Here is a 16253-nt window from a genome sequence, read left to right as displayed (position 1 = left end):
GTCGTACGGTGGATGTCATGCGGCCCGTTTCCCACATCGAACGCACGGTGGCGCCCTTCGAGGTCGTCAGCCCCTACCAGCCCAGCGGCGACCAGCCGGCGGCCATCGTCGAGCTGGCCAAGCGCATCGAGGCCGGTGAGAAGGACGTCGTCCTCCTGGGCGCGACCGGCACCGGCAAGTCCGCCACCACCGCGTGGATGATCGAGAAGCTCCAGCGCCCCACCCTCGTGATGGCGCCGAACAAGACGCTGGCCGCGCAGCTGGCCAACGAGTTCCGCGAGCTGCTGCCGAACAACGCGGTCGAGTACTTCGTCTCGTACTACGACTACTACCAGCCCGAGGCCTACGTCCCGCAGTCGGACACCTACATCGAGAAGGACTCCTCGATCAACGAGGAGGTCGAGCGCCTGCGTCACTCGGCGACGAACTCGCTGCTCACCCGCCGCGACGTCATCGTGGTGGCCTCGGTGTCCTGCATCTACGGCCTCGGTACCCCGCAGGAGTACGTGGACCGGATGGTGCCCCTGAGGGTCGGCGACGAGATCGACCGCGACGAGCTGCTGCGCCGCTTCGTCGACATCCAGTACACGCGCAACGACATGGCCTTCAGCCGCGGCACCTTCCGGGTCCGCGGCGACACCATCGAGATCTTCCCGGTCTACGAGGAGCTGGCCGTCCGCATCGAGATGTTCGGCGACGAGATCGAGGCGCTCTCCACGCTCCACCCGATCACCGGCGAGATCATCAGCGACGACCAGCAGCTCTACGTCTTCCCCGCCTCCCACTACGTCGCCGGCCCCGAGCGCATGGAGCGGGCCGTCAACGACATCGAGAAGGAGCTGGGGGAGCGGCTGGCCGAGCTGGAGAAGCAGGGCAAGCTCCTGGAGGCCCAGCGGCTGCGGATGCGCACCACGTACGACATCGAGATGCTCCGCCAGATCGGCACCTGCTCCGGTGTCGAGAACTACTCGATGCACTTCGACGGCCGTCTGCCCGGCTCCCCGCCCAACACGCTGCTGGACTACTTCCCGGACGACTTCCTGCTCGTCATCGACGAGTCGCACGTCACCGTCCCGCAGATCGGCGCGATGTACGAGGGCGACGCCTCCCGCAAGCGCACCCTCGTGGACCATGGCTTCCGCCTGCCCTCCGCCCTGGACAACCGCCCCCTGAAGTGGGAGGAGTTCCAGGAGCGCATCGGGCAGACCGTCTACCTGTCGGCCACCCCGGGCACCTACGAGCTGTCCCGCTCGGACGGCGTCGTCGAGCAGATCATCCGCCCGACCGGCCTGGTCGACCCGGAGGTCGTGGTCAAGCCCACCGAGGGCCAGATCGACGACCTGGTGCACGAGATCCGCAAGCGCACCGAGAAGGACGAGCGGGTCCTCGTCACCACCCTGACCAAGAAGATGGCCGAGGACCTCACCGACTACTTCCTGGAACTCGGCATCCAGGTCCGCTACCTGCACAGCGACGTCGACACCCTGCGCCGCGTCGAGCTGCTGCGCGAGCTGCGCTCCGGTGAGTACGACGTCCTGGTCGGCATCAACCTCCTCCGTGAGGGCCTCGACCTGCCCGAGGTGTCCCTGGTGGCGATCCTCGACGCCGACAAGGAGGGCTTCCTCCGTTCGGGTACCTCGCTGATCCAGACCATCGGCCGCGCGGCGCGCAACGTCTCCGGCCAGGTCCACATGTACGCCGACAAGATCACCCCGGCGATGGAGAAGGCCATCGAGGAGACCAACCGCCGCCGGGAGAAGCAGGTCGCCTACAACAAGGCGAACGGCATCGACCCCCAGCCCCTGCGCAAGAAGATCAACGACATCGTCGCGCAGATCGCCCGCGAGGAGATCGACACCGAACAGCTCCTCGGCTCCGGGTACCGCAAGACGAAGGACGGCAAGGCCGCGAAGGCACCCGTCCCGGCGCTCGGCGACAAGGCGGCCAAGGGCGCGAAGGCCGGCAAGGCGGCCAAGGGCAAGGCCGTGCCCACGGACCGTCCGGCGGCCGAACTGGCCGAGCAGATCGAGGAGATGACCGAACGCATGCGCGCCGCCGCCGCGGAGCTGCAGTTCGAGATCGCGGCCCGGCTGCGCGACGAGGTCTCCGAGATGAAGAAGGAGCTGCGTCAGATGCGGGAGGCAGGCATCGCCTGAACCTCCGTTCCGGTGCCGGACCTCGGCATAAGCGCCAAGTGTTGCAACACCGACACAAAGCGCGAGCCGAGGGTCGGCACTTTCAGCGGCCCTGCGTAGGGTGCTGAGCAACCGCGCGGTGCACAGCGACAGCCCGGTGCGGCAACAGGGGACCGTCGAGAGGGGATTGAGTCGTGTCCGTCAACTTGTCCAAGGGTCAGGCCATCAGCCTGGAGAAGAAGGACGGGGCCACCCTGACCGCGGTCCGCATGGGGCTCGGCTGGCAGGCGGCGAAGCGGCGCGGCCTGTTCGGCTCTCGCACCCGCGAGATCGACCTGGACGCCTCGGCGGTCCTGTTCGCCGGCGCGGAGCCCAAGGACGTGGTCTTCTTCCGCCACCTGGTGAGCGACGACGGCTCCGTGCGCCACACCGGCGACAACCTCGTCGGCGGTGCCGGCCAGGGCGGGGACGACGAGGCGATCCTGGTGGACCTGCAGCGCGTCCCGGTCCACATCGACCAGATCGTCTTCACGGTGAACTCCTTCACCGGACAGACCTTCCACGAGGTGCAGAACGCGTTCTGCCGACTCGTCGACGAGACCAACGGCCAGGAACTCGCCCGCTACACGCTGGCCGGCGGCGGCGAGTACACCGCCCAGATCATGGCCAAGGTGCACCGGGCGGGCTCCGGCTGGACGATGACCGCCATCGGCGCCCCGGCCAACGGACGCACCTTCCAGGACCTCATGCCGGCGATCGTGGCGCACCTCTAGGAGCGGACCGCCCGCCAAGGACGGGCCGTCCGCCAAGGAGCCGTCGCTCGCACCCGAAGCGGCAGTAAGGCAGAACAACACAGGGGGGCGACGGCGATGGCGGCTGAGCTGGTGCGGGGGCAGAACCACGCTCTGACCCAGGTCCGGCTGGAGATCCGGATCTCGGCCGGGGTGCCGGTCCTGGCCGGAGCCACACTCGGTGACGAACACGGGACGGTGCACGGCCGCCAGTGGCTGGCCCACCCCGGCGCCCCCGCACCGCCCGGTGTCGAGGCCCCCGGGCAGGCCGCCGCCGAGCACCGCCTGGCCGTCGACCTGGCCGCCCTGCCCGAGGCCGTACACCGTGTCGACGTGTTCCTTGCCCTGCCCGCCGGCAGCGCGGTCCCGCCCCACTTCGGGGCCGTCCCGGCCCCGCACACCACGGTCAGCGGCCTGGACGGCACCGAACTCGTCTCCTACACCGTCACCGGTCTGGACGCCGAGACGGCCGTCGTCACCCTGGAGCTGTACCGCAGACAGGGCGCCTGGAAAGTCCGGGCCATGGGCCAGGGGTACGCGGGCGGTCTCCCCGCACTCCTCGCCGACAAGGGTCTGAGCGACGCCGCCGACCTCGCCGTGTTCATCCAGCAGGCGGCGACCCCCAGCCTGCCCGGCGCGACGACCGTGCCGACGGCCCGTTCCGACCCGCGCTCCACCGCGTCCGCCTCCCGAGCCACCTCCACCTCCCGGCCGGCGCAGCCGCCCCGGCCGTACGGCCCGGCGAACGCCGGCGACCCCGCTGCCCGGCGTCCCGGAGGCCCGGTCGACTACACGCATCCCCACCGCACCCACAGCGTCCCCTCCCCGCCCCCGTCGGCCGCGGACGTGCAGCCCGCGCCGCCCGTTGCCGGAGACGCCGTGGGCTGGTCGATGGAGGAGCGGCTGTACAACCAGGTCTGGGGGATGTTCGAGGACCTGGCCCGCACCACGGCCGCCTACCGCGGTGCCGTCGAATTCGCCGACTCCCGCCTGGAGAAGGAGCTGGACCAGGCACTGGCCGATCCACGGCAGCGGCTCGGCCCGGCGGGCGAAGCGGCCCGGGAGACGGCCCACGCCCGCCGGACCCTCCTGGCCGAACAGGCGCGCGCGGCCCTCGACCGGGACCTGGCCCAGCTCACCGCCGAGGCCGAGGTGGTCGAACCGGCGCTCCCACCCGCCTACGCCCGCTGGGACAGCCCCGTCTGGCGCACCTACCGCGTCCCCGCCGAACCGCCGATGGCCCTGCGGCTCGGCGACCTCCACCTCCCCGAGAGCGCGCCGCTGCGCATCCCTCTGCTGGTCAGGATGCCGTTGGAACGAGGTCTGTGGATCGACAGCGGTCCGGCACGGGCGGCCGACGAGCGGGTACCGGGCCCCGCCGAGCCACGGGAGCGGGCCATGGCGGCGGCGGTCGCCCTCGCGGCACGCCTGCTCGCCGTCCACCCGCCCGGGGCGTTCGCCGTGCAGATCATCGACCCCACCGGGGCCGGCACCCGGGCACTGCTGCCGCTGACGGAGACCGGAGTCCTCGCGGCGCCGCCCGCGGCGGGGGCGGCGGGGGCCGCGCAGACGCTGGAGCGGTTCACGCGGCGGGTCGATCTGGCACAGATGGCGGTGCGCGGCGGCGTGGCCGAGTCGCTGCCGGCCGACGTCGACACCGCCCGGCAACTCCTGATCGTCAACGACTTCCCGCACGGCTTCGACGACCGGTCAATGGCCCGGCTGCGCTATCTCGCCGACGAGGGGCCGGCCGTCGGCGTACACCTCTCTTGGTCGCCGACCGACGGGACACCGCCGCCCACGGCCCCCTGCTCGATCCGCTGTGGCGTTCGCTGCTGCGACTCACCCCGCTGCCCGACGACCACCTCGCCGACCCGTGGGTCGGTCACGCCTGGACGTACGAGCCCTCGCTGGCCCCGCATGGCAGCCGGATCCTGCAGGAGGTGCTCACCGAGGTGGCCCAAGCCCGTGCCAAGCGGTGGTAAAGCCGCTCCGACCTGCCAACTTGGGCATTCTTTTACTTTTCGCTTTACCTTTCCTTGGTGATTGGGGTACTGTTTTCCGTACGGAGGGGAGTACTCCCTGACTGCGGCGCACCCGTCAGTACGGACCGGTTCCGGTCCCGGGGCGTCGGCCCATCGCGGGTGGAAGAGACCTCCGGCAGCGACAACGCTGATGTGTTTGCCGTCTCGTCATGCCGGAGGTGCAGTGGAAGTCTCCATGGGCCTGTGGGTCCTCACCATCGTGGGCCTCGCCGCCCTGATCGCAGTCGACTTCTTCATCGGTCGCAAGCCGCATGAGGTGTCGATCAAGGAAGCGGGTGTCTGGACGGTCGTCTGGGTCGCCCTGGCCGGCCTCTTCGGACTCGGCCTCCTCGTCTTCGGCGGTGGACAGCCGGCCGGCGAGTTCTTCGCGGGCTTCATCACCGAGAAGTCACTGAGTGTCGACAACCTCTTCGTCTTCGTCCTGATCATGGCGAAGTTCGCGGTGCCCACCCAGTACCAGCAGCGCGTCCTGCTCGTCGGCGTCCTCATAGCCCTGGTCCTGCGGGCCGTCTTCATCGCCGCCGGGGCCGCCATCATCGCCAGCTTCTCCTGGGTGTTCTACCTCTTCGGGGCCTTCCTGATCTGGACCGCCTGGAAGCTCGTCCAGGAGGCCCGTGCGGATAAGGAAGACGAGGAGTACGAGGAGAACAAACTGCTGAAGGCGGCGGAGCGCAGGTTCGGCGTGGCCGACCGCTACCACGGCACCAAGCTGTGGATCCAGCAGAACGGCAAGCGCGTCATGACCCCGATGCTGGTCGTGATGCTCGCCATCGGCACCACGGACGTGCTGTTCGCCCTGGACTCCATCCCCGCGATCTTCGGGCTGACCCAGGACCCGTACATCGTCTTCACCGCCAACGCCTTCGCCTTGATGGGGCTGCGCCAGCTGTACTTCCTCATCGGCGGGCTGCTCAGGAAGCTGGTCCACCTCTCGTACGGACTGTCGATCATCCTCGGCTTCATCGGCGTGAAGCTGGTGCTGCACGCCCTGCACGAGTCCGGTGTCCACGTGCCCGAGATCAGCATCCCGGTCTCCCTCGGCGTGATCTGCGCGGTCCTCGCCATCACCACGGTCACCAGCCTGCTGGCCTCCCGGAAGCAGGCCGCCGTCGAGGCGGAGCACGCCCGGAAGGACAGCGTCGATGTCCAGGGGTGACGTCGCGGGCGCCCGCCGTTCGGACAGCCCCTAGCGAGGCTCCGTCCCGACGCGGGACCCGACGCGGGACCCGGTCCCACTGGCACCGGGTCCCGCACCGGAAAGGATGAGAGGTATCCGGAAAGAACGGAATGCGAACCCTGTAGGCCTCTGCGACCATCGCCGCATGATCACTCGGCTCCGGTCGCTCACCCGTTCATGGACGATGCTCGTGCCGGTGCTCGCGGTCGTCCTGCTGGTCCTCACCTGGGGCCGGCACCTGCCCGGCGTGATCGTCGGCCTGGTGACCGTCGTACTCGCCGGTTCCGTCCTGGCGGCGGTACACCACGCCGAGGTGATCGCCCACCGGGTCGGCGAGCCCTTCGGCTCCCTGGTGCTCGCCATCGCCGTCACGGTCATCGAAGTGGCCCTCATCGTCACCCTCATGGCCGACGGCGGCGACAAGAGTTCCACCCTGGCCCGGGACACCGTCTTCGCCGCCGTGATGATCACCTGCAACGGTGTCGTCGGGATCTGCCTGCTGGTCGCCTCCCTGCGGCACGGCACGGCGGTCTTCAACCCCGAGGGCACCGGCGCGGCGCTGGCGACCGTGGCGACGCTGGCCACCCTCAGCCTGGTGCTGCCGACGTTCACCACGAGCAAGCCCGGGCCGGAGTTCTCCACCGTCCAGCTGACCTTCGCCGCGCTGTCCTCACTGGTCCTGTACGCGTTGTTCGTGGCCACCCAGACCGTGCGCCACCGCGACTACTTCCTGCCCATCACCCGGCAGGGCGAGGTCATCACCGTCGACGATCACGCCCAGCCGCCGTCCGCGCGTGCCGCCTGGACCAGCCTCGGCCTGCTCGCACTCGCCCTGATCGGTGTGGTCGGCCTGGCCAAAGGCGTGTCGCCCACGATCGAGTCGGGCGTGGCCGCGGCGGGTCTGCACCATGCCGTCGTCGGTGTGATCATCGCCTTGCTCGTCCTGCTGCCCGAGACGATCGCCGCGCTGCGCTCCGCCCGCCGTGACCGCGTGCAGACCAGCCTCAACCTCGCGCTGGGCTCCGCGATGGCCAGCATCGGCCTGACCATTCCGGCCGTCGCGCTCGCCTCCGTGTGGCTGTCCGGACCGCTCGTCCTCGGCCTCGGCTCCACCCACATGCTGCTGCTCGCGCTGACCGTGGTGGTCAGCTCCCTGACCGTGGTGCCGGGCCGGGCCACACCGCTGCAGGGCGGCGTCCACCTGGTGCTGTTCGCGGCCTACCTGGAACTGGCGATCAACCCGTAGCCGCCGGTCGCGCCGAGCGCGTCAGCCTGCGCGTCCTTTCAGCCCCCGGCCGGCTCCGCGGCCGGCTCCGCGGCCGGCACGGGCACCGGGCGCGTCTCCGGCAGCAGCGCGAAACACACCAGGCTGATCAAGGCGATGCACGTCAGATACACGCCGACGCCCCACGGGACCCGTCCGCCCCGCTCGGCGAGTGCCGTGGCCACGATCGGGGTGAGGGCGCCGCCGAGGACACCGCCGAGGTTGTAGCCCACGGCGGCGCCCGTGCAGCGCACCCGGGGCTCGTACAGCTCGGGCAGGTAGGCGGCGATCACCGCGAACATGACGACGAAGCCGAGCAGGGCACCCAGGATGGCGAGGAACATCAGCAGCGGCTCGCCGGTCGACAGCAGCGCCACCATCGGCAGCATCCACAGGGCACAGGCCGTGCACCCCGTCAGACACATCGGCCGACGCCCGTACCGGTCGCCGAACAGCGCCACGACGGGCGTGAGCGCGCCCTTCACGACCACCGCGCCCATGACGCACACCAGCATGACCGTGCGGCTCACGCCGAGCCGTTCCGTCGCATACGCCAGCGACCAGGTCGTCACCGCGTAGAACACCGCGTAGCCGACCGCCAGCGCCCCGGCCGTCAGCAGCACCAGCCGCCCGTGGTGCCGCACGACCTCGACGAGCGGTACGCGCGCGTGGTCGTCGATCTCCAGGAACCGGGGGCTCTCCGCGAGGGACGAACGCAGCCACAGCCCGGCCAGCGCCAGCACGCCGGCCGCCCAGAACGGCACGCGCCAGCCCCAGCGCGCGAACTCCGCGTCGGACAGGGCCGCCGACAGTGCGAGCATCACCCCGTTGGCCAGGACGAACCCGAGCGCCGGCCCCACCTGGGGGAAACTCGCCCACAGGGCACGCCGCTGGGCGGGAGCGTGTTCGGCGGTCAGCAGGACCGCCCCGCCCCACTCCCCGCCGAGCCCCAGCCCCTGCAGGAAGCGCAGCACGAGCAGCAGCACGGGCGCGGCCGTGCCGATGGCGCCGTAGGACGGCACACAGCCGACCGCGACCGTCGAGGCGCCGGTCAGCAGCAGGGAGACGACGAGCACCGGCCGCCGCCCGCGCCGGTCCCCGAGGTGCCCGAACAGCACCGAGCCCAGCGGCCGGGCCACGAACCCCACCCCGAACGTGGCGAACGCCGCCAGTGTCCCCGCGAGCGGCGAGAACGTCGGGAAGAACAGCGGCCCCAGAACGAGGGCCGCCGCGGTCCCGTACACGAAGAAGTCGTAGAACTCGATCGCTGTGCCGACCAGGGAGGCGGCGGCGAGCCGCGGCATGGACGGGGTGACGGCGCGTACACGGTGCATGCCGCGTCAACTACCCCTGGTGATCACGGGTTACGGGGGCGTGCGGTGGTGATCACGGGACCGGAGCGCACGCCCGGGCGGCCGGCGCGCACGGCCCGATCTCCGCCCTGGCCGGCGTGATAGACCGGGTGCGAGCAGCGGTCGTAGACGCACCGCCCCGAACCGACCGGAGGAAACGTGCCCCGCACCCTGGCCAACGCCCCGATCATGGTCCTCAACGGGCCCAACCTCAATCTGCTCGGCCAGCGCCAGCCCGAGATCTATGGCAAGGACACGCTGGCCGACGTGGAGGCGCTGTGCGCCAAGGCGGCGGCCGCGCACGGCGGGACGGTGGACTTCCGGCAGTCCAACCACGAGGGGGAACTGGTCGACTGGATCCACGAGGCGCGGCTGAACCACTGCGGGATCGTCATCAACCCCGGTGCCTACTCGCACACCTCGGTCGCCATCCTGGACGCGCTCAACACCTGTGACGGCATGCCGGTGCTGGAGGTCCACATCTCCAACATCCATCAGCGTGAGTCGTTCCGGCACCACTCCTACGTCTCCCTGCGCGCCGACGGCGTGATCGCCGGCTGCGGCGTGCAGGGCTACGTGTTCGGCGTGGAGCGGGTCGCGGCGCTGGCCGGGGCGGGGCAGACGGAAGCCTGACCTCCCGCGCGCGGGACTACAGCCGGCCCGCCTCCACGATCCGCCGCAGGAAGCGCCGGGTGCGCTCCTGCCGCGGCTCACCGAAGACCTGCTCGGCGCTGCCGCGCTCCAGCACGACCCCGCCGTCCAGGAAGCACACCTGGTCGGCGACGTCCCGCGCGAAGCCCATCTCGTGCGTCGCCAGCACCATGGTCATGCCCTCGTCCTTCAGGCCGCGGACCACCTCCAGCACCTCGCCCACGAGTTCCGGGTCGAGCGCGGCCGTGATCTCGTCCAGCAGCAACAGGCGGGGCCGCACCGCGAGGGCCCGTACGATCGCCACACGCTGCTGCTGACCGCCGCTCAGCCGGTCGGGATAGGCATCCGCCTTGTCGGCCAGTCCGAGGCGCTCCAGCAGCTCCCTGGCCCGTTCCTCGGCCTCCGCTCGGGAGACGCCGTGCACCCGGCGCGGCGCGAGCGTGATGTTGTCGAGCACGGTCATGTGCGGGAAGAGGTTGTACGCCTGGAAGACGACGCCGATCCGGCGCCGTACCGCGTCCTGGTCCGTACGCGGGTCGGTGATCTCCTCGCCGTCCAGCCAGATCGCGCCGTCGTCGATCTCCTCCAGGAGGTTGGCACAGCGCAACAGCGTCGACTTGCCCGACCCGGAGGCGCCGATCAGCGCGGTCACCGTGTGCGGGGCGACCTCCAGGTCGACGTCCCGCAGGACGACCGAGCCGCCGAAGGTCTTGCGGACCGACTCCATCCGCAGGACGGGCGCGTTGCTCACGGGTGTGCTCTCCGACGTGCTCACAGGGCTCCTCCCCGGGCGCTCACAGGGACCCTCCCTGGGCCCGCCGCCGGTCCGTCCGGGCCGTCACCCAGTCGGTGAACCGGGTCATCGGGATGGTCAGCGCGACGAACACCAGCCCCGCGACGATGTACGGCGTGTAGTTCAGACTGCGGCCCACGATGATGTCGGCCGCCCGTACGGCGTCCACCGCACCCCCGATGGACACCAGACCGGTGTCCTTCTGCAGCGACACCAGGTCGTTGAGCAACGGCGGCACCTGACGGCGCACCGCCTGCGGCAGGACGACGTAGCGCAGGGCCTGCCGGTTGGTCAGTCCCAGCGAGCGGGCCGCCGCGCGCTGCGAGGGATGGATGGACTCGATGCCGGCGCGGAACACCTCCGCCACGTACGCCGAGTACGTCAGCGTCAGCGCCGTACCGCCGAGCAGCACCGGATCGACGGTGACGCCCTGCAGCCGCAGCGCCGGCACACCGAGGACCACGATCATCAGGTTGATGATCAGCGGCAGACCGCGGAAGAAGTCGGTGTACGCCGCGGCCAGCGCCCGCAGCGGGAAGAAGACCGGGCCGCGCAGGGTCCGCGCGACGGCGATCAGCATGCCGAGGACGAGGACGGCGGCACCGCAGATCAGCAGCAGCCGGACGTTCAGCCAGAGCCCTTCGAGGACCTTCGGGAACGCCTCGCGCGCGTAGTGCGCGCTGAAGAAGGTCTCCTTGGTGCGCGGCCAGCCCGGCGCGTTGACGACGACGAGGTAGAGCACGGCGGCCGTGACGAGGGTCGACAGGGCCGCGATCGCCGTGGCGCGGCGGGCCCGCGCGCGTCGGTAGCGCTCGCGCGCCAGCCGCCGTTCGGACGGTACGTAGCCGTCGGCGGAGCGGCCGGCGTCCTCGGGCATGTCGCCCTTGTCGTCCGCCCCCTCCCGGGCCGACTCGCCCTTGGTGACCGTCACTTGAGCACCGGGGCGTCGACGGCGTCGGAGAGCCACTGCTTCTCGATGCCGGCCAGCGTGCCGTCCTTGCGCAGGGCGTCGACGGCGGTGGTCACGCAGGAGGTCAGCGCGCTGCCCTTGTCCAGCACGAGGCCGAACTGCTCCGGGGTGCCGCCCTGGTTCTCGAACTGGCCGACGATCCTGGCGTCCGTCACCTCGGCCGCGGTGATGTAGAACGCGGTCGGCAGGTCGGTGACGATGGCGTCGACCTGCCCGTTCTTCAGGGCGGACTTGGCCTGGTCGTTCTTGGCGTAGACGGCCGCCTGCTGGTCCGGCTTCACCACGTCGCTGATGTAGTCGAGGCTCGTGGTGCCGACCTGGGCGCCCAGCTTCAGCTTCTTCAGATCCGCGATGCTCGTCGCCTTGGCGGCCTTGCCGTCCTTCAGCGCGATGACGGCCTGGCGCACGTCGTAGTAGCCGGAGGAGAAGTCCACGGCCTTCTTGCGCTCGGCGCTGATCGACACCTGGTTGATGTCGAAGTCGAAGGTCTTCACCCCCGGCGCGAACGCCTTGTTGAACGGCACGCTCTGCCACACGACCGCGCTCTTGTCGTATCCCAGCCGCTTGGCCACGGCGTAGGCGACCGCCGACTCGAAGCCCTTGCCGTTGGCGGGCTTGTCGTCCTTGAACCAGGGCTCGTACGCCGGTTCGTCCGTCGCGATCGTCAGCTTCCCGGACGTCTTGGTGGTGAGCTTGCCCTTGGCGCAGCTCTTCGCGGCCGAACCGGACGGTGCGGCCGACGCGTTCTCCTCGGGCTGCGGAGCACAGCCGACGGCGGTGGCGAGCAGGGCTACGGTGACCGCGGCGAGGGCGCGGCGCAGGGCGCGAGGGGCAGCATGCATGGCGGGAGAGTGGCAGCGAACTCCGCGTCTGTCCAGGTCACAGGGGTGGTTGTCCGCATACTGGGAACGGGTGTTGCGGCCGTGTGAACGCGGCTGCGCGCAGCCCACGCGCGCGTGTGCCCGGGCCTGGGCCGCCGGCCGAGGGCGGGGTTGGAGACCGGCGGCCCCTACCGCTCAGGAGCCGTCGTCCTGCGCGGGGCTGCTACCAGTTGACTGCGCACGACGGCTCTCCGGGAGTGCGCACGGGGGAGCGTTGCGTGCGAAAGGTTCACACGGGGCGCGCACAGGGGTGGTGCACGCCGGGCGTGCGGACGAGGAGCGCGCCCGGCGCGTGTGCAACTCCCCTACGCGGGACGCGCGTACGACCTGTGCGCCGGAGCACGAGGCGCTCCCTGGGGCCGGGTGCGTGCACGAGAGCCGCGCGGCCGCAGGCGATCCTCCCGTGCGGGCCCGGGGACCCGCCCGGTGGACAGCCGCCCGCTCACCACCCGCGCGCGTGCCACTCCGGCAGGTGCGGCCGTTCCGCGCCCAGCGTGGTGTCGTTGCCGTGCCCCGGGTAGACCCACGTCTCGTCCGGCAGCACGTCGAAGAGCTTCGTCTCCACGTCGTGGATCAGACTGGCGAACGCCTTCGGATCCTTGCGCGTGTTGCCGACACCGCCAGGGAACAGGCAGTCACCGGTGAAGAGGTGCGGGTGGCCGTGCGGGTCGTCGTAGACCAGCGCGATCGAACCGGGCGTGTGCCCGACCAGGTGCCGGGCGGTGAGCTCCACGCGGCCCACCCTGATGACGTCGCCGTCGTCCACGAGGACATCGGTGGGCACCGGGATCCCGGGGGCGTCTTCCCGGCCGGCGTACGTACGCGCGCCCGTGGCCGCGACCACCTCGGCGAGCGCCTGCCAGTGGTCGCCGTGCTGGTGCGTGGTGACGACGGACGCGATGCCGTCGTCACCGATCATGCCGAGGAGCGTCTCCGCCTCGTTGGCGGCGTCGATCAGCAACTGCTCGTCGGTGGCCCGGCAGCGCAGCAGATAGGCGTTGTTGTCCATCGGGCCGACCGCGATCTTGGTGATCATCAGGTCTTTCAGCTCGTGCACATCCGCCGGCCCGCCGACCTTGACCTCTCCGGAGTACGTCATGACGGCCAGCCTATAGCGGACAAGCCCCGGTGGGCGGCCGTCCGCACGGGCCCGCGGACGGTCGTCGTGCCGCCCGGGAGGCGGCAGCGGGGGCGGCTCCGGCGATCTACAGCGGAGGCAGCTTCGGCAGGGCCCCGCCCCGGACCTCCAGCGCCGCCCCGTCGCGGCGCCCGGCGAGCCAGCCCACCAGGTCCGCCGGCCGGCCGGTGACCGTGATCTCGGGCTCGTCCGCCGCACGCCCCGTGCTCCACGCGCGCGTGCCGTCCGTGAGGCGGGTCGCCGGGACGTCGGCGTGCCCGGAGAACCGGTCCGCGAGGAAGTCGGTCTCCCGCTCGAGGAACTCCGCCGGGAGATCCTCCAGCTCGTACCCGATCCCGAGGTCGACGTGGTGCAGGTCCACCTCGGCCCACCGGCGGAACGGCACCCGGGACGCGGAGTCGGTGATCCCGTGGCGCAGCTCCACCGTCCGCGACCAGTCCGCGGGCTCGTCCCCGGTCGCCTGGAAGCGGGCGGCGCTCTCCCGGAGGTCGGCGGCCTGGACCTCCACGGGCCGCGCAGCGTCCCGCTCGATGTCGGCGTCCCGCGCCTCGGCGCTGACGTACATCGGGCGGCCCCGGAGAACGTTCACCAGCGCGTCCGCGTTCCGGGCGAGGTGGGCGAGGACGTGTCCGCGGCTCCAGCCCGGGAGCCGTGACGGCTCGGCGAGCGAGGCGTTGTCCATTTTCGCGACCGCGTTGAGCAGCCGCTCGGTCGCTTCCCGTACACAGGCCAGGTCATGAGCGTGATCCATCATGCGGCTGACCCTAGCCGGGCCACACCTTCGGGTGAAGGTGGTGAACCTCGACCGCAAATCGAATGCACGTGCTATATGGTCGAGGGCGGCGTCGGGCATGCTGGAGGGCCGGGGGTTGTTATGCAACCGGGCAATCCGACCGGCGTTGTCAGTGGCTCCCCCTAGTCTGAAGAAGGACGGGGGCCCCGCCCCTGTCACTTCTCTCAAGAAAGGTGCGGACCGGCGTGGCCGACCGTCTCATCGTCCGTGGCGCGCGCGAGCACAACCTGAAGAATGTCTCGCTCGACCTGCCTCGTGACTCGCTCATCGTCTTCACGGGCCTGTCCGGGTCGGGCAAGTCCTCCCTGGCCTTCGACACGATCTTCGCGGAGGGCCAGCGCCGCTACGTCGAGTCGCTCTCCTCGTACGCTCGGCAGTTCCTCGGCCAGATGGACAAGCCCGACGTCGACTTCATCGAGGGCCTCTCCCCGGCGGTCTCCATCGACCAGAAGTCGACCTCGCGCAACCCGCGCTCGACGGTCGGCACGATCACCGAGGTCTACGACTACCTGCGTCTGCTCTTCGCGCGCATCGGCAAGCCGCACTGCCCCGAATGCGGCCGTCCCATCACGCGCCAGTCGCCGCAGGCCATCGTGGACAAGGTCCTGGAGCTGCCGGAGGGAAGCCGCTTCCAGGTGCTGTCCCCGCTGGTGCGCGAGCGCAAGGGCGAGTTCGTCGACCTCTTCGCCGACCTCCAGACCAAGGGCTACTCCCGCGCGCGCGTGGACGGCCAGACCGTCCAGCTGTCCGAACCGCCGGTCCTGAAGAAGCAGGAGAAGCACACCATCGAGGTGGTCGTGGACCGTCTCACGGTGAAGGACTCCGCCAAGCGCCGCCTCACCGACTCCGTGGAGACCGCCCTCGGCCTGTCCGGCGGCATGGTCGTGCTCGACTTCGTCGACCTCCCCGAGGACGACCCGGAGCGCGAGCGCATGTACTCGGAGCACCTGTACTGCCCGTACGACGACCTGTCCTTCGAGGAGCTGGAGCCGCGCTCCTTCTCCTTCAACTCGCCCTTCGGCGCCTGCCCCGAGTGCACCGGCATCGGCACGCGCATGGAGGTCGACCCGGAGCTGATCGTCCCGGACGAGGACAAGTCCCTGGACGAGGGCGCCATCCACCCCTGGTCGCACGGGCACACCAAGGACTACTTCGGCCGCCTGATCGGCGCCCTCGCGGACGCCCTCGGCTTCCGCACGGACATCCCCTTCGCGGGGCTGCCGCAGCGCGCCAGGAAGGCCCTGCTCTACGGCCACAAGACCCAGATCGAGGTCCGCTACCGCAACCGGTACGGCCGGGAGCGCGTCTACACCACCCCGTTCGAGGGCGCGGTGCCCTTCGTCAAGCGCCGGCACAGCGAGGCCGAGAGCGACGCCAGCCGCGAGCGCTTCGAGGGCTACATGCGCGAGGTGCCCTGCCCCTCCTGCGAGGGCACGCGCCTGAAGCCGATCGTCCTCGCAGTGACGATCATGGGCAAGTCGATCGCCGAGGTCGCCGCGATGTCGATCAGCGACTGCGCGGACTTCCTGGGCGAACTGAAGCTGAGCGCCCGCGACAAGAAGATCGCCGAGCGAGTCCTGAAGGAGGTCAACGAGCGGCTGCGCTTCCTGGTCGACGTCGGCCTGGACTACCTCTCGCTCAACCGCGCGGCGGGCACCCTCTCCGGTGGCGAGGCCCAGCGCATCCGCCTGGCCACCCAGATCGGCTCCGGCCTCGTCGGCGTCCTGTACGTCCTCGACGAGCCGTCCATCGGTCTGCACCAGCGGGACAACCACCGCCTGATCGAGACCCTGGTCCGCCTGCGCGACATGGGCAACACGCTCATCGTCGTGGAGCACGACGAGGACACCATCAAGGTCGCCGACTGGATCGTGGACATCGGACCCGGCGCCGGCGAGCACGGCGGCAAGGTCGTGCACAGCGGCTCCGTGAAGGAGCTGCTGGCCAACACCGAGTCGCAGACCGGCGCCTACCTCGCGGGCCGCAAGTCGATCCCGCTCCCGGACGTGCGCCGGCCGCGTGACCCGTCCCGGCAGCTCACCGTGCACGGCGCCCGGGAGAACAACCTGCAGGACATCGACGTGTCCTTCCCGCTGGGCGTGTTCACGGCCGTCACCGGTGTCTCCGGCTCCGGCAAGTCGACCCTGGTCAACGACATCCTGTACACGCACCTGGCCCGCGAGCTGAACGGCGCCCGGACCGTCCCCGGACGGCACACGCGCGTGGACGGCGACGACCTGGTCGACAAGGTCGTGCACGTCGA

12 protein-coding genes and 1 pseudogene are annotated in these 16253 nt (G+C 70.7%); 7 read left to right on the top strand and 6 right to left on the bottom strand.

What is annotated here, in order from left to right; translation table 11 throughout:
• Nucleotides 1-17: 17 nt before the first annotated feature.
• The 5 genes and pseudogenes from uvrB (at nucleotide 18) to ABZ923_RS05680 (ending at nucleotide 7394) form a co-directional block, all read left to right on the top strand.
• Nucleotides 18-2156: an excinuclease ABC subunit UvrB gene (gene uvrB / locus ABZ923_RS05700; RefSeq protein ID WP_361467238.1), complete on the top strand. Its 2139-nt coding sequence runs from the start codon at nucleotides 18-20 to the stop codon at nucleotides 2154-2156.
• 173 nt (nucleotides 2157-2329) lie between these two features.
• Nucleotides 2330-2908 carry a TerD family protein gene (locus ABZ923_RS05695; RefSeq protein WP_361467236.1) on the top strand — a complete coding sequence of 193 codons (579 nt, stop codon included), beginning with the start codon at nucleotides 2330-2332 and terminating at the stop codon, nucleotides 2906-2908.
• A 96-nt stretch (nucleotides 2909-3004) separates the two neighbouring features.
• A pseudogene (locus ABZ923_RS05690) lies at nucleotides 3005-4911 on the top strand (TerD family protein).
• A gap of 223 nt (nucleotides 4912-5134) precedes the next feature.
• The gene (locus ABZ923_RS05685) at nucleotides 5135-6127 is read left to right on the top strand and encodes a TerC family protein (protein ID WP_361467233.1); all 993 of its coding nucleotides are present in this window, start codon (nucleotides 5135-5137) and stop codon (nucleotides 6125-6127) included.
• 166 nt (nucleotides 6128-6293) lie between these two features.
• Nucleotides 6294-7394, top strand: coding sequence for an ionic transporter y4hA (locus tag ABZ923_RS05680; RefSeq protein ID WP_361467230.1), 1101 nt, complete (start codon nucleotides 6294-6296; stop codon nucleotides 7392-7394).
• Nucleotides 7395-7432: 38 nt separating this feature from the next.
• On the opposite strand, the gene ABZ923_RS05675 is transcribed toward ABZ923_RS05680, so the two are convergent.
• Nucleotides 7433-8716 (bottom strand): MFS transporter, encoded by a 1284-nt coding sequence (locus ABZ923_RS05675; RefSeq protein ID WP_361467505.1) that lies wholly within the window; start codon nucleotides 8714-8716, stop codon nucleotides 7433-7435.
• A gap of 207 nt (nucleotides 8717-8923) precedes the next feature.
• On the opposite strand from ABZ923_RS05675, the gene aroQ reads away from it, so the two are divergent.
• Nucleotides 8924-9397, top strand: a complete 474-nt coding sequence (gene aroQ / locus ABZ923_RS05670) for a type II 3-dehydroquinate dehydratase (protein ID WP_361467227.1) — start codon at nucleotides 8924-8926, stop codon at nucleotides 9395-9397.
• Nucleotides 9398-9413: 16 nt separating this feature from the next.
• Here aroQ and ABZ923_RS05665 read toward each other — a convergent pair whose 3' ends face one another.
• From ABZ923_RS05665 to ABZ923_RS05645, 5 genes are all read right to left on the bottom strand, one after another.
• Nucleotides 9414-10142 carry an amino acid ABC transporter ATP-binding protein gene (locus ABZ923_RS05665; protein WP_361467502.1) on the bottom strand — a complete coding sequence of 243 codons (729 nt, stop codon included), beginning with the start codon at nucleotides 10140-10142 and terminating at the stop codon, nucleotides 9414-9416.
• Between the two features lie 67 nt (nucleotides 10143-10209).
• Nucleotides 10210-11139: an amino acid ABC transporter permease gene (locus ABZ923_RS05660; RefSeq protein WP_361467224.1), complete on the bottom strand. Its 930-nt coding sequence runs from the start codon at nucleotides 11137-11139 to the stop codon at nucleotides 10210-10212.
• Complete coding sequence (locus ABZ923_RS05655) at nucleotides 11136-12020, bottom strand: ABC transporter substrate-binding protein (RefSeq protein ID WP_361467222.1); 885 nt, start codon at nucleotides 12018-12020, stop codon at nucleotides 11136-11138. The genes ABZ923_RS05660 and ABZ923_RS05655 overlap by 4 nt, the downstream gene beginning before the upstream one ends.
• A gap of 481 nt (nucleotides 12021-12501) precedes the next feature.
• Entirely contained in the window at nucleotides 12502-13158 is a 657-nt protein-coding gene (locus tag ABZ923_RS05650) for an MBL fold metallo-hydrolase (protein ID WP_361467219.1), read from the bottom strand.
• 106 nt (nucleotides 13159-13264) lie between these two features.
• The gene (locus ABZ923_RS05645; protein WP_361467216.1) at nucleotides 13265-13951 is read right to left on the bottom strand and encodes a maleylpyruvate isomerase family mycothiol-dependent enzyme; all 687 of its coding nucleotides are present in this window, start codon (nucleotides 13949-13951) and stop codon (nucleotides 13265-13267) included.
• Nucleotides 13952-14175: 224 nt separating this feature from the next.
• On the opposite strand from ABZ923_RS05645, the gene uvrA reads away from it, so the two are divergent.
• Nucleotides 14176-16253: excinuclease ABC subunit UvrA (gene uvrA / locus ABZ923_RS05640; RefSeq protein ID WP_361467213.1), on the top strand; the 2078-nt coding region annotated here is incomplete at its 3' end.

Source organism: Streptomyces sp. NPDC046881 (assembly GCF_040645015.1).
In the GTDB taxonomy this organism is placed as follows: domain Bacteria; phylum Actinomycetota; class Actinomycetes; order Streptomycetales; family Streptomycetaceae; genus Streptomyces.
This window is presented reverse-complemented; position numbering and strand designations above follow the sequence as displayed.